A 13,610-nucleotide genomic window follows, 5' to 3' on the forward strand; every position below is an offset into this window, starting at 1 on the left:
TCACGGGGTGTGCGGGCGGGTTCAGGTGCCGCAGGGGTCGGCGGCGTTGATCAGCTCCCAGCCGGTGGAGGCGTTCCACCGGTCGTACTGCTCGGTCAGCCGGTCGGCGTGCCGGGCGGACAGCGTGGCGGTGAGCGCGCCGATGCCTGCCCCGACGGTGTCGCGCAGCTGGTCGAACTCGCGGTCCAGCAGGCTCGCGATGCGGCGGGCGAGGCCGCTGGTGTCGCCGGGGGCCGTCGTCGCGGTGATCTCGCGGAGCATGCCGCCGAGGACGGTGTAGGCGGAGTCCTTGAGGACGGTGCGGGCGGAGCGCACGGCGTGACGCGGCTCGCCGTCGAGGACCTTCTCCAGCGACTTCAGGGTGTAGTCCAGCGGGAAAGACCGGTCGATCCACAGCTGGGCCGCGGTGCTGGCTGCGCCGATGCGCGGGTCGAGGTAGCGGGAGTCGACCCGGCCCATGGAGGGCCGGGCCGCGCCGGTCAGGCCGGCCTGCTCGGCCTTCCTGGTGTAGGCGGCGCCGACCAGGCACTCCATGCTGACGAGCATGTAGGAGATCCCGGAGTGCAGCGGTCGGCCGGTGGCGTGTTCGGCGACGAATCCGGGGTCGCGGACGCCTTCGACGATCGCCTCGACGGGCAGGTGCGGCAGGGGCTTCAGCAGCAGGTCGGTGCGGCCCTGGAAGGTGTGGCTCTGCCCAAGTTCGTCCGCGCTCATCAGCGGGTCGAAGGTGATGTAAGTGAGGCGGCTGGGCACCCCGAGGGCGGATAAGGTGCGGATCGCCAGCGCGTTCTGCTCCGCCGTGGTGTCCTTGTTGAAGCGGGTGAGGATCGAGTCGACGCCGGACTCGACGCCGAACAGGCAGCGGCGAAGGCCCAGTTCGACGAGCTTGCGCCACATGTCGGCCCGCTCGGTGTGCCACCTGGCGTCGTGCCGGGGGTTGCAGACCTGCTCGATGCGGCAGCTGGTCTCCCAGCGGAAGCCCGCGTCGTGGAAGGTGTGCGCCAGGTCCAAGGCCCGCGGTACGGCGTCCGGGGCGCCTCCGATGAACTCCTCGTCGACGCTGTAGATCGTGCGGGAGAGATGCGGGAATCGGTTGAAGACGTCGCTCATCTCGCCGAGGAGCCACGGCAGAGCGGACGGTTCGCCGCCCGACCACTGGCCCTTGTGGCCGCGCGGGCAAAACGAGCAGGCGGAGATACAGCCGCGCGAGCACTCCAGCTGGGCGACGCCGTCGTGCTGGAAGGTGGCCGCCAGCAGATCGAGTTCGGGCAGGATGTCGGTCTGCGCCCGGTTCGGGGTGGTCGGGGTCCGGCGGCGGGCCAGTTGCAAGCCGCCGCCTCGGGCGGCGCCGGTGAACCCGATGCCCTGGATCTGTTCGCGGTCCAGCTCGCCGTGCCAGTGGGCCAACAGGTCCTGCATCGTGGACTCTCCGGCGCCGCGGGCGATCAGCAGGTTCGGGTACTGCTGGAGCAGCAGGGCCTCGTTGCGGACGGTGAGACTGCCGCCGGCGATCACCAGCGGCGGGTTCGGCAGCCGGAACGCCGCGTCGAGGAGTTCGGTGAGCAGGTCGTGCTGCCCGAAGGTCGCCGAGATGCCGAGGATGTCCGGCGGCGTGCTGCCGATGTCCTTGATCAGGTCGCCCATGGTGACGCCGAGTTGCATGTCCAGCAGCCTGACCTCGCCGAGCAGGGTGGATCGGGCGGCCCTGGCCAGGTCGGAGATCCCGAGCGGAAATCGGGGCAGGGGGAAGGTCTCGGGGTGGTAGAGCGCGGTGATGGTGACGGTGGGCCTGGTGAAGTACTGGGCCGCCGCGTCGTCCAGGGTGGCGAGGGTCAGCCAGCTGCCGGCGTCGTCGAGCGAGAGGTGCCCGTCGAGGCGCGTCGGCCAGGCCCGGGTGCTGTGCGGCTCTCCGGACAGGTCCGCCACGACCCAGCGGCCGTCGAGGCGCTCGATCAGGATCAGGCGGCGGTCCAGCGTGCCGGTGACGCGCACCCGGCCGGACCCGTCGGCGAGGTGGTCTTCGAGGTGTGCCCTAAGGGCGGGCGGGTCGGTCAGCAGGAGGTCCGATTCGTCCGCTGCGGTGTCCGGGAAGCCCGGAACGGCGAGCCGCAGGGCTTCCCGAAGCCGTTCGACTGCGAGAGGCGTCATGGGAGTTGCACGGTCGATCATGGGTGTACTCCTCTGGTGAGCGGGGTGGCGGGCCCGGTAGCTGAAGCGCGGCGAGGTGGGCAGCGCGCCGCGAACCGGGCAGCAGGCCTGGGGCGGGGGATGGAGGGCGGCCGGGAAGGCGGCCGTGGTGTCGGCGGTCCGGCGGGGCCCCGGGCTGGGTGCGCGGCCCGGGCCTCTTTTGGATCTGGCACCGGGCTCGGAGGTTCACGTCCTATCCGTCGCCTGCGGTGTCGCTGCCGTTCTCGGTGGCGTCCGCGACGGCCGCCTCGTGGCGGGTGAGCCACCGCGTGGGATCCGCGAGGTCGGCGGCGGTCGGGTACAGGTCCTCTCGGCCCAGAACCTGACGCAGCAGCGGGTTGCCGCCGGCGCCGAGGAGGGCCACGACGAAGGCCTCGCTCTCGTCGACCTGCCGCGAGGACACCGGGCTGGCGAGGTCCGCTCGCAGGTCCCGGTAGACGTCGCTGGGCGGCGGCTCGTCGGGCAGGGCCCCGACCACGGCCTGCCCGCACAGGGCCTTGGAGACGAGGCGCTCAATGTGCTGGCTGTAGCCCGGAGTGAGCACCACGGGCCTGCGGCGCTGCGCCTCGGGAAGGAGCTTGGGGGCGTCCAGCATGCTGCACCTGACCTGAGCGAACAGCAGCTCGGGGTAGGCCTCGTACTGCGCGAGGGAGGCCAGCTGGTGAGCGAAGAGGGTGACGAGCTGGCGGCCGGTGGGGTGCAGGTGCTGGTCGTAGACCTCGGGGATGAAGGTCAGGTCGAGGGTGCCGGAATCTCGCCGCAGGAGGGTCGCGCGGCAGGTCGGGTAGTAGTGCGCCGCGAGCGTGGAGGCCCCTCGACGGGCCCTGTCGACCAGGCTGTTGGAGAGTTCGCTGGCGGTGGAGCCGGCGGGCAGGGTGGCCAGGGCGAGGCGGGTCACGGCGACGTTGTGCTCGACCTGCCTGGCGATGTACACGTCCGGGGTGACGGCGCACACGACGATGCGGCGAGGCAGCGCGAAGGCGGACAGGTCGGCCACGTGCTGGGCGGCGGCCTCGATCAGGCCGGCGAAGCGGCCGAACTCGGCCGGTTCCAGGTGCGCTTCGTTGCGGTACTGGAAGTCGGTCATCGTGGTCCACTTCTCGGTCAGGAGTCGGAGGTGAGGGTGACGATGCGGCCGGGGCGGCCGGTGGGCAGGGAGTCGGCTCCGATCAGGCGAAGGCCCGGCAGCCTGGACCTTCCGGCTTCGGTGAGCTGAAGGAGGGTCCAGCCGCGCCACACGGCGGCGCGGGCGAGCAGGCCGTCGTGGCCCACTTCCACCGCGAGCGTCATCTCCCCCGGGGTGGCGAGGTAGCCGGTGCTGGTCTTCGAGCCGCCGGGCAGGGCCGCGCGCACGAGTTGCTCGGGCTTCGGGCCGCCGGGGGCATGGATCTCGGCACGCAGGCCGCCCTGGTAGAGCGCGGTGGTGGAGATGTAGCGAGGCGGGTCGTCGCCGGTGCCGGCGGTCAGGGTCGGCTCGCCGGAGAGGTCGGCCAGCAGCAGCACGGGCAGGCCGGTGCGGGCGACGAGGTCCCGCGCGCGGTCTCCCACGATCGGCGTCGCTTGCGAGTTCTCCGCGGTCACCGTGCGGCCTTCGTCAGGACGCGGGAGGCGGGCAGCCAGCCCCAGGGGGCGGGCGGCAGGGGGGAGGTGAGGACAGTGGCCAGGCGCCGGTCGGCCTCCTCGCGCAGATCGGGCTCGGTGCGGGCGCACTCGGCCAGGTAGAGCCACGCCGAGATCGCGAAGACCGGACTCATCAGGCCGTAGGCAGCGTCGGAGGTGACGTCCTCACCGTAGGAGGAGGCGAACTCCTCGTACCTCTCGGGCGGTACGCCGTACGCGTCACGGGCCCACGCTGCGGCGGCCAGGTCCCACTGCCTGGGTCCGGTCGCGGCGCGCTCGAAGTCGATCAGCGCCGCACCGTGCGGTGTCGCGATGCAGTTCGAGGGGGTCGCGTCGCCGTGGATCACGCACAGCGGGCCCCACGGTGCGGCGCGCCACGCCGTGCGCGTGTTGGCCAGCACCGTGCGCAGGTGCCGCTCCTGCTCGGGAGAGAGCGTGCCCCGCGGCAGGTCCCGCAGGCGCCCGACCAGGTCCCGGCACGGGTCGAACCGTGTCAGGCCCAGGTCTCGGGGCACGGCCAGGCCGTGCAGGCGCCGCAGGACCTCGGCGAGGTCGGCCGAACTGGCCTCGCCGTCGCCCAGGTCCTCGGCGAAGCCGACCTGGAGCTGGTACCGGCCGCTGGAGTCGGTCAGCGGGTAGGCGGAGTTGCCGACCGGCCGCGGGGCCCTGATCCCGTTGCTCAGCAGCCACCGCGCGATCCGGGTGTCCCTCGCAGCTTCCTCGACAGCGGTACCCGGGGCCCACACCTTGGCCACAGCCCCGGACATGGGCAGGCGCCAGGTGTGGTGGGGGCCGGCTTGGATCAGGGCTGCGCCACGCGGATCGAGGCCGTTGCGTCGGGCCGCGACGATGACCGCAGCGCAACTTTCGTCGGGAGTCACGTCAGTACCTTCCGGAGTCAGGGGTCAGTGGGATGGGTGGCGGTTGCGACATCGGACAGGTGGACACGCGGGTGCGAAGGGGGTCACCGGCCCGCGTCACCCCCGTGCACCCGTCTCGGCGGCGGGCACCACTGCTTCTCCGGGCTGTTCCGCCCCGGGGACTTGAGGCACACGCACGGGTGGCCTGCCGGCAGTTTCTGGAGAGCGTGCAGGAGGTAGACCGCGTGGGCGCCGCCGGAGGCGCCGAGGCGGCCGTAGAGCAGGTGCCGGTCCGCCCTCACGGCGGACGGGCTACGGCCCTGCCGCTCGGCGGCCTCCCTGTACGACAGACCGCTCGCCAGCAGCACCGCGGAAGCCCGCAGGTGGGGAGGGATCCCCTGATACGGCGGGCGGACCTCCGCCGGCATGTCCACCAGGCCGAGCCGGCAGGCGAGGTCGACCGCGTGGGCACGCCGTGAGGCCCCGAGACAGGCGAGCACCCTGCGCACGAGATAGCCCCCGCGTGCCTCGCCCCGGCCCCCTCCGATCTGCGCGTTCGATGCCCCGCTCGCCATGAGGCACAGCACTTCGTGCAGCACCGCCGAGACGCTCACGCGGGCACCGCACAACGGGCAGGCCCGGCCGTGCACCGCCTCGCGCTTGGCGGAGAGGGCGGTCACAGTTCCACTCCGATCCGCTGGGCGGCCTCGTCGACGGCCTTCAGATCGGACGGGCTGCCCGCGTACATCCGCAGGGAGAAACGCAGCAGCTCGACGGCCTGCTCCAGGTGACCCTGTGCGCCTGCCAGTTCGCCGGACCACAGCAGCACACGGCCCTGCCACGGGCGCGCGTTCTCGGTGACGAACAGGTTCATCGCCTCGGCGAACTCACGCTCCGCCGGGGCGAAGTCGCCCCGGCCCGCGAGGATGCGGCCCTCCCACGCCCGGGCGCGGCCGGCGTTCAGGCCGTCGCCCGCCGCGGCCAGTTCCCGGTGGGCACCACGCAGGTGGCCGAGCGCGATGTCATCGTCTTCGAGGTCGTGGTGGGCGAGGGCGAGCGCCACCCTGGTGACCGCAGTGTCGCGACTGTGACCCAGACTGGTGCGCCGACGCAGCGCCTCGGTCAGGTAGACGCGGGCGAGTCCCGGGTTGCCTCCCGCGTGGTTGGCGAGGCCGAGGTCGTGCAGGTGCTGGGCCTGGCCGGCGTCGTCCCTGTCCTCGGTGGCAAGTGCGAGGGCCGCTCCGCAGTCCTCGACGGCGCCGTCGTGGTCGCCCATCGCCCGTCGCAGCGTGGCGCGGGCGCCGAACAAGTCGCGCAGCAGGAACCGGCCGGGGCCCGACGACGCCTGAACGAGGCGCTGGGCGGCCGGGATCGCACGGTCGTAGGTCCACTTCCACAGCGTGTAGGGGCGCTGGCGCAGCAGCCACGGCCACCAGACGTGGGCGAGATGCACGGTGACGTGGTCCAGGCCGTGACTGTGGGCGCTCTCCAGGGCGGGGCGCAGGTAGGTGTCGCACCGCGCGTACCAGGTCAGGGCCGCCTGCTTGTCGGCGAGGGCAGCGCGGTGGGGTGGGGGGTAGCGCAGGTTCGGCTCGACGGTGCGCCGGAAGGGGTGCAGGGTTCGCGAGGCCGTGTGGGCCTCGGCCACGAGCCAGTCCAGGGCTCGGCGGCGGACGGTGTCGATCTCGTCGTTGTCCCCTGCCCGTCGGCCCAGGGCGGCGGCGTGGCGGCGCCCGCCTGCGGTGACGAAGCCGTAGTGCCCGCCGGTCTCACCGCCGCCGGGCGGGCGGACGAGCCCGGCCGCCACGAGCTCGGTGAGGTGGCCGATCGTGGCCGACGGGTCGAGGCCGGTGGCGGCGCCCGCCATCTCAGGGTCGATCCGGCTGCCGGGCAGCGGCAACGCGCCGAGTGCCCGGTAGAGGCGGTTGGTGTCCGGGGCCAGGGCCCGGTACGTCTGGTCGAGTGCTGCGGTCACGGTGCTCTCCAACGGGGCGGCCGCCGAGGCGGCGTGGAGGGTAAGGGGGTGTCCGGCGGCCACGTGGGCGCCGGACAGGGCGAGCGCGAGCGGCACGCCGCGGCAGTCCTCGGCGAGGGCCGCGAGGTCGAACGCCTTGCCTGCCGCTCCGGCGGTGGCCGCGAGGAGTTGGTGGGCGGCGTCCGGTGGCAACGGGCCGAGCACCTGGTGGTGGGCGCCGTCGGCCAGTAGGCCGGGCAGCAGCAGCCGGGAGGTGATGATGACCGGCGACCCGTCGGCGGGCAGCAGTGCCCGCACCTGCTCGTCGCAGGCGGCGTCGTCGAGCAGCATTGCCACCGGCCGGGTCGCGGTCAGGGTGCGCAGCAGAGCGCGGGCCTCCTCAGGGTCGGTGGGGGGTTGGGTGATGCCCAGGGCACGCAGGTGCCGGGCCGTGACGTCGTCGGGGTGCGCCGGACTGGTGGTGCCGTGGGCGCCGAGCTCGGCGTACAGCTGTCCACCAGGCGGGTGCCCGTGCCGGTGCAGGGCGTGGAGGGCGAGGGTGGTCTTGCCGATGCCGGCCGGGCCGGTGATCAGCACGGGCTGCGGGTCGTCCTGGGCGAGCAGGTCCGCGAGGGCGGTGGTGAGGTTGTGGCGGTCGACCAGGGGGCGCCGGCGTGGGAGTTGGCGCGGTACCGGGGGCGGGGGCGGGGGCGGGGTGTGCAGGGTGATGCCGCCGTACACGGTCTGGGCCTGGACGGCCGCGCCGAGCACCGTGGCGCCGGTGATCGAGTTGTGGGTCACCATCGCGCCCTCCGGGGGAGGTCTCCGGCAGCGGCGCGTTCCAGCAGCCGGACGCTCTCCGCGGGGGGCAGGGCGCGGTCCAGTGCGATGTGCGGGCGAAGGTCGTCGCCGTGCTGGTAGGTGATGTCGACCAGGCCCCAGACCGCTGTCACGATCCGGCCGTCACGGAAGGCGAGTTCGGCGGTGTCCGCGGTCAGCACGGCGCCAGCGGCCGGGGGCAGGACACGCACCCGCAGGGCGGTGGTGCGGGCCAGGTGGGCGAGGTGGAGCATCTGGGCGGCGTGCACACCGGGCTCGTCATCGGGGCGGCGCAGCAGGTCCGAGTCGAGGAGCACCGTCGTGGGCGGGGCGTCCGGGGCGCGCAGGCGGCCCTCGAACGCTTCCGCCCGCACGGCGCCCACCTGCCGGAGCCACGCCGTCGCCGCCTGCGGGCCGTGGAGCAGGTCCGCACGGTAGGCCTGACACAGGGCGCAGCTCCGGTCCGACACAGGCGCTGCCGCGCGGGGCGCGGCGTTGTCCGCGACCCGCACCCGGGAGGCCTCCTTTCGCGCGACGGCCTGCTCGTATGCGGGCACCCGTACAGCTGCCGGAACAAGGAGGGAGCCGGCCAGCAGCATGGACGAGGCCTGATGCTCCAAGAGCTGGTAGCGGTGCGCCCGGCCGGGGCCGCGGTCGATGAAGTACCCATGCCTGGTCCGGGTGTTGGCCGCGACGCAGTGCTCGAAGTCTGTTGCGGCGATCGCCCCCGTGCCGTAGGCGTGAAGGACGTCGGCCAGGCGCCCGCCCGCCGCCGCTTCGCGCAGGACCGGGCTGCTCCCTGCCTCCAGGGCGTCGACGTCGATGCCCTGGAGGCAGGCGGGCAGCCGGGCAGTGACGTCGGCCCGAGCCAGTCCCTGACACTCGCGCAGGTGTCGCAGGTGGCTGCCCAGCACGACATCCACCAGTGTTCCTCCGCGCCAAGGAAGTTCGGGTAGCCGTGCGCTTGTCTGCGGTGCGGGCGGGGACGTCGTCGGGATCGACGGCACGCGGTGCTCCACGACGCGAAGATGCGCCTGTCCCGCACCGGGGAGCGCCGGCCCGGCGCTCGGCGCCGCGGTGTGGGTGGCGATCTCGTCCAAGCAGACGATCACCGCGCACACGCGGCGCGCCAGGTCCAGCGCCACCGGGTACTCCCCCTTCCTCAACGCCGCGTCGGCGTCGAGGAGTTCGGAGGCCATCATGTCCAGCAGAGCGGGGCCCGATTCTCCGCCGCTGCCGCGACGCAGACGGCGGGCCACATCTTCCAGGGCTTCCGCGAGGTGTTCCGCCGACGGGTTTTCCAACTGGGGGACGCCGGTACGGGACAGCTCGGCTGCGATGCGGTCGAGCGCGCCCCTCCAGGACAGTTGCGGCACGCCGTCCGCGTCGAACGGCACGTCCAGCCGGTGGGCGGCCAGGGCGCGCAGCGCGCTGACGGCATTGCTGCTGCCTAACACCGGTGTCTCCTTGGGTCTGTGCTGAACTGGTAGGTCGCCTGCCGGCTGGAGGGGTCGCCCTCGGCGCCCCGTGTGGGTGGTCCTGCCTGCCCTGCCCGGGGCGCGAGCCTCCACCCCGGTCCGCCGCCGCGGCCGGTGGTGACAGCCACCGGTTTGCCGACCTAGCGGCGGCGGCGTTTCCCCGGCACCGGCCGTCGGCTCTCCGGCGGCTCACAACGAGTCTTCAGGCGCTGGCCGGGTAGCGCCGTTCGCGTGCCCGGTCGAGGGCGGCGGCCAGGCGGTAGGGCTCGGTCAGCACCGGATCGGTGTGGGGCAGCGCCTTGGCGGAGAGAGCCAGCGTCTGCGTTCGGCCTCCCGGCCGACGGGCGGGCACTTGATCGTGCGCTCCGATGCGTTGCGTCCGTCGATCAGCTCCGCGTCGGGTCCCAGCCACAAGGCCGGGGCGATCGGCAAGAAGACTTCGACGGTGGAGTGGTTGGCGAGGACCGGGCCGAGCAGTTCCGCCACGGCGCTTGACAGGTCGGTGAAGACGTCGGCGCCGAGGTCGCCCGGGAGTCGCACCACGACGAAGCCGGTGCCGACGGGTATCGGGGCGGCCTCGCCCCTGGCCCAGGTCGCCCAGGTCGCTGCCGGGTCGGCGGTGCGACGGCTGAACCAGCGCATACCCGATATCACCTGGCCCAGGAGCCGGGCTGGAACGACGGACTTCGATCTCATCTCTACCTCTATGAAGGGGAGTTGTGGCAGCGGCCAGAGTGGCCGCGTGGGCGTAAAGGGCTGGTTCCGCTCACAAGGGCGCGGTCGGGATCCTTCCGCCGTCCGCCGAACTCCAGAGCCCTCCGCGCGCGGCGCAGCGCGACGGCCAGATCCCGGTGGCGGGTCAGCCTGCCCGAGCCGTCCGGGTCGACCAGCCACTGCATGCCCCAGACCCGACCGCTCCCGGGAGCCGGCATCAGTACCGAGGGGGGTTCACCGCCGTCCTCGGGCTCGGTGAACAACACGGTGCCGCGCAGCTGCCAGTCCGCGCCGGGACGTACCGGCACCAGCCAGCAACTGGTCTGGTCACCGTGACTGAAGAGCACTGGACCGGGCGGCACCCCGCTCTCGTCCAGCTCGGCGAGCACTGCCTGGGTCATGAAGGCAGTAGCCACCAGGACGGCGTCGAACCGACAGCTGAGCTGCACCGGGGCGAGGCTGCCACTCCTCCACAGGTCGGTGGTCGTGCACGGGGTGCTGCTGACGCCGGCGAGCCAGCGCCTTCCCAGCACGTGCGGCGCGATCCGGGTGACCATCGTGGACCTTCCGTCAGAGGTATCCAAGGGGGCTGCCCGACCGCCCCCTCGCCCGGGAGGGCATGAGGCGGCCGGACAGCCGCTGTCTGCCCCGCTGTTCGAGTGCTGGACAGGCAGCGCGGGCGCCGGGGTCGTCGTTCGTCGGCCCCGCTGCGCGGACCCTGACGGGCAGGGGCCGCGGGCCCGACTGGCCTACCGGCGGGAGCGGAGGCCAGCCGGGAGCTTCGACACGTCCGGCACGCGCCGAGCATGCGGGCCGCGGGCTACGCGGCGCTGCGCCTCCGGGGGCGTCGCCCGGGTCGGTGGAACCTGGTCGTACCCCCGCGGCCGAGCAGGGAGACGACGTGCAGGGCCGGTATCGGGGCCGGGATGGGTTCCAGTGGCACTTCCGCCGGGGTGGCGGTGACCTCGCCGAATACCCGCGAATCGAGCTCCACGCCGACCTCGAACCAGACGGACCAGCCAGTGGGGCTCCCCCCGGCGTCGCGGCGCTGGTGCCAACCGGCGTCGTCGGCGTAGCCGATCGCCACGGTGACCCCTCGGCCGCCGAGGGCGGTCAGGTCCTCGTCCCGACTCCCCATGTCTGGCACCGTCAGGCGGGGGTCGGTGATGGTGATCCGAAGCCGGCTCCGCCGGGGGTCCAGGTCGACGTCGATGGTCAGCTCGGCGTGGGGGTCGGCGTCGGTGTACTTCAGCGCGTTGTCGACGAACTCCGAGGTGCACAGGCGGACGGCGTACGCCTGGTCGTCATCGAGGGTGACCCCGTCGAAGCTTCTCACTCGTTCGAGGAGCAGGTTGCGGACGGCGCCTGCTGCGGCGGTTCTCAGCGGGGTCTTGATCTGTAAGACGCGATGGTGCATGGCAGTTCCCTCCGGGGCCAGCATGGGCGGCTTGAAGGCGTTTCCGGGGAGGCGACCCTGGCGGCCACCAGCGAGGTGAATGGGGCTCCCCGCTCTGGATCTAGACATGCTCAACTGCGCGATCGCGGGTCACCGCCCGGAGGCGATGGTTTGCGATCCGTGACACCGAGGATGGCAGCTGCATGTGCGGCATGACAAGTGCGCCTGCCAAATTTGAGAATTCTCATCGACGGCATGGCGACTCGCATGGCTCGCCTAGGTGCGGCTGGCGATTGGCATGATGCAGAGGGCAAACTGACCACTTGATGGCCCAGATCCGAGAAAGGGGTACCGATGGCGGCAGCCACGGTTCGGCAACGCCAACTCGGCAACCAGTTGCGGAAGCTACGCGAGACGCGAGGCCTCACCCTGGACGCTGTCGAGCAGCTCACAGGCATCACCATGGCCAAGCTCTCGCGGCTGGAGCTGGCCAAGACGCCGGCGAAGCATGCTGACGTCGACAAGATCGCCCGGGCCTACGAGTGCGACGACGAACTCCGTGAATCGCTGGTGGCGGTCGCCCGGGAAGGCAACAAACGAGGCTGGTGGTTCAACTACCAGGAGATCTTGCCGCCGTGGCTGGCTGACCAGATCAGCTTGGAGTCCTCGGCGACTTCGTTCCGTACCTACCAAGTCCAACTCATCCCAGGACTCTTCCAGACCGCCGACTACGCACGAGCTGCCATCAACGGGCTGGCCATAGGGGCGTCACCTGAGGACGTCGAGGCGCGGGTACGCGTCCGGCGTGAACGGCAGGCCGTACTCACCCAGCCGAAGCCGCTGGAGTTGTGGGCCGTCATCCACGAAGCTGCCCTCCGCAGTCTCGCAGGCGGAGCGCAAGTCATGCGTGGACAGTTGGAGAAGTTGCTGGAACTCGCCGTCCTCCCGAACATCACCATCCAGGTCATGCCCACTGAGACAGGTGTCCACCAGGGCATGACCGGGCCGTTCTCCATCCTAGGATTCCCTGGCAGTGAATTCGACGTCGTCCTACTCGAAGGTCTGCTGAGCAGCGAGTGGGTCGAAGACCCACAACGGGTGAGTGTCTTCGACCGGGCGTTCCGCGAGGTCGCTGCCGAAGCGTGGCCCGTCGGACAGTCCCTCAACTTCATCGCTGAGCAGAAAGACCGGTTGAAGTGAGCATCGTGCCGAACTCCACAACGTTGCAGGTCGCGTGGAGGAAGTCCAGCTACAGCGGCGGCAATGGAGACTGCGTTGAAGTCGCCGCTGCCGGATCAGTCATCTACATCCGAGACTCGAAAGATCCTGAAGGACCGGCGCTGGCCATCACCCCGGAGACCTATGCTCTTCTTATCCGGACGGTGGCAGCCGACGACTTCGACTTCGGAACCGTCTAGCAGCCGATCCAGGCGGTCCACGGTCCGGCGCAGCCGGCGGGCGCCGGACCGGGCCTACTGTTCCACCCCCTCCCCTCGCCGATCTACCAGAGGAATGCCCAACGGCCGCGGCGCACTTGCCGCGTAGCACACCCCGTCCACCGGCCTCCAGCCGAGCTGCGGCGCCCCACGGATACGTCACAGGCTTTCTCCTTGCGGGCCGGAGCTGCCCGTCGTGGTGTCGACGGGAAGCCAAGTCGTAGTCGACCGTAGCGGCGAGGTCGCGCATGATGGAGCGACGTTGCGAGTAGTTGCGTGCCGTCACCGATGGCGTTTGAGCGCGGCGGCGATCCTGTGGCGTGCCGCGTGCCCGAACAGCGCCATCTCGGCGAAGGTGGCGAACGCGTTCGCGTACATCGCGATCTCGTGGGGCTGGGTCAGTCGGAGGTGGCCGCTGATCAGTTCGACGGAGGTCTGCATGTCGTCGAACATGTAGAAGTCCTCGGCCGGGGAGCGGCGTCGACCGGTGTGGATAGGGATGATGCCGAGGCTCACGGTGGGCCTGGCGCTGAACTCGATGAGGGTTCCGAGCTGGCCGGCCATCGTCGCGGCGTCGGCGACGCCGCCGTGGAGGAGCGATTCCTCGATCACGACCGCGAAGGTGCGCCGCCGGCTGCGGTGAAGCATCGCCTGTCGGTCCATCCGGGCGTCGAGGGCGGCGTCGACGTCGTCGGCCGTGTTGCGGGCGCGCTGCACCGCGGTGAGGACTGCCCGGGTGTACTCGCGGGTCTGGAGCATCCCGGGCACCACGCGGTGGGCGTACACCCGGAAGTGCCGGGTGCGGCGGTATAGGTCGAGGACGGAGTCCTGGGCGTGGCGCAGGCCCGTCTTCTCCAGGCGTCGCCACTCGACGTACATGGACTCTAGGGCTCGGGATGCCGCGATCAGGTCGTCTACCTGGTCGGGTACTTGGCAGGCCCGACACCAGGCGCGGATGTCGTCGTCGGAGGGGGCGGCCTTGCCGTCTTGGATGCGAGAGGTCTTGGCGGGGTGCCAGCCGCAGCGTCGGGAGAGTTCGCGGCCGGTGATTCCGGCGTCCCGGCGCAGGTCGCGCAGCCGCTCGGCCAGGGCCTTGCGGGCGGCGATGACGCTGGAGGATGGGGTGTAGGAGGGCACGGAGGTCAG

Annotated in this window: 13 protein-coding genes; 2 read left to right on the plus strand and 11 right to left on the minus strand. The window is 71.8% G+C overall.

Annotated features, from left to right (window positions below):
* Positions 1-21: 21 nt before the first annotated feature.
* The 10 genes from QWJ13_RS06675 to QWJ13_RS06720 form a co-directional block, all read right to left on the minus strand.
* Complete coding sequence (locus QWJ13_RS06675) at positions 22-2,148, minus strand: B12-binding domain-containing radical SAM protein (RefSeq protein ID WP_316521159.1); 2,127 nt, start codon at positions 2,146-2,148, stop codon at positions 22-24.
* A gap of 232 nt (positions 2,149-2,380) precedes the next feature.
* Positions 2,381-3,274, minus strand: coding sequence for a hypothetical protein (locus tag QWJ13_RS06680; protein ID WP_316521160.1), 894 nt, complete (start codon positions 3,272-3,274; stop codon positions 2,381-2,383).
* Positions 3,275-3,291: 17 nt separating this feature from the next.
* Positions 3,292-3,735, minus strand: a complete 444-nt coding sequence (locus tag QWJ13_RS06685; protein WP_316521161.1) for a hypothetical protein — start codon at positions 3,733-3,735, stop codon at positions 3,292-3,294.
* A gap of 29 nt (positions 3,736-3,764) precedes the next feature.
* On the minus strand, positions 3,765-4,574 hold the full coding sequence (locus tag QWJ13_RS06690) for a phosphotransferase family protein (RefSeq protein ID WP_316521163.1): 810 nt from the start codon (positions 4,572-4,574) through the stop codon (positions 3,765-3,767).
* Positions 4,575-4,771: 197 nt separating this feature from the next.
* Positions 4,772-5,347, minus strand: coding sequence for a helix-turn-helix transcriptional regulator (locus QWJ13_RS06695; protein WP_316521165.1), 576 nt, complete (start codon positions 5,345-5,347; stop codon positions 4,772-4,774).
* The gene (locus QWJ13_RS06700; protein ID WP_316521167.1) at positions 5,344-7,425 is read right to left on the minus strand and encodes a tetratricopeptide repeat protein; all 2,082 of its coding nucleotides are present in this window, start codon (positions 7,423-7,425) and stop codon (positions 5,344-5,346) included. Before QWJ13_RS06700 ends, QWJ13_RS06695 begins: the two co-directional genes overlap by 4 nt.
* Positions 7,419-8,897 carry a Scr1 family TA system antitoxin-like transcriptional regulator gene (locus tag QWJ13_RS06705; protein WP_316521169.1) on the minus strand — a complete coding sequence of 493 codons (1,479 nt, stop codon included), beginning with the start codon at positions 8,895-8,897 and terminating at the stop codon, positions 7,419-7,421. Before QWJ13_RS06705 ends, QWJ13_RS06700 begins: the two co-directional genes overlap by 7 nt.
* 291 nt (positions 8,898-9,188) lie before the next feature.
* Positions 9,189-9,560, minus strand: coding sequence for a hypothetical protein (locus tag QWJ13_RS06710; RefSeq protein WP_316521171.1), 372 nt, complete (start codon positions 9,558-9,560; stop codon positions 9,189-9,191).
* 62 nt (positions 9,561-9,622) lie between these two features.
* Positions 9,623-10,189 (minus strand): hypothetical protein, encoded by a 567-nt coding sequence (locus QWJ13_RS06715; protein ID WP_316521172.1) that lies wholly within the window; start codon positions 10,187-10,189, stop codon positions 9,623-9,625.
* Between the two features lie 263 nt (positions 10,190-10,452).
* Positions 10,453-11,049, minus strand: coding sequence for an ATP-binding protein (locus QWJ13_RS06720; protein WP_316521174.1), 597 nt, complete (start codon positions 11,047-11,049; stop codon positions 10,453-10,455).
* Between the two features lie 333 nt (positions 11,050-11,382).
* Here QWJ13_RS06720 and QWJ13_RS06725 point away from each other — a divergent pair, with 333 nt between their 5' ends.
* Together QWJ13_RS06725 and QWJ13_RS06730 are read left to right on the plus strand one after the other, a co-directional pair.
* A complete protein-coding gene (locus QWJ13_RS06725; RefSeq protein ID WP_316521176.1) occupies positions 11,383-12,228 on the plus strand; it encodes a helix-turn-helix domain-containing protein in 846 nt (281 codons plus the stop codon).
* Positions 12,225-12,446 carry a DUF397 domain-containing protein gene (locus QWJ13_RS06730; RefSeq protein WP_316521178.1) on the plus strand — a complete coding sequence of 74 codons (222 nt, stop codon included), beginning with the start codon at positions 12,225-12,227 and terminating at the stop codon, positions 12,444-12,446. Before QWJ13_RS06725 ends, QWJ13_RS06730 begins: the two co-directional genes overlap by 4 nt.
* A gap of 300 nt (positions 12,447-12,746) precedes the next feature.
* Here the strand turns inward: QWJ13_RS06730 and QWJ13_RS06735 are convergent, their stop codons facing one another.
* Positions 12,747-13,601 (minus strand): helix-turn-helix domain-containing protein, encoded by an 855-nt coding sequence (locus QWJ13_RS06735; protein WP_316521179.1) that lies wholly within the window; start codon positions 13,599-13,601, stop codon positions 12,747-12,749.
* Positions 13,602-13,610 lie beyond the last annotated feature (9 nt).

It is taken from the genome of Kitasatospora brasiliensis (genome assembly GCF_032654805.1).
GTDB lineage: Bacteria > Actinomycetota > Actinomycetes > Streptomycetales > Streptomycetaceae > Kitasatospora > Kitasatospora brasiliensis.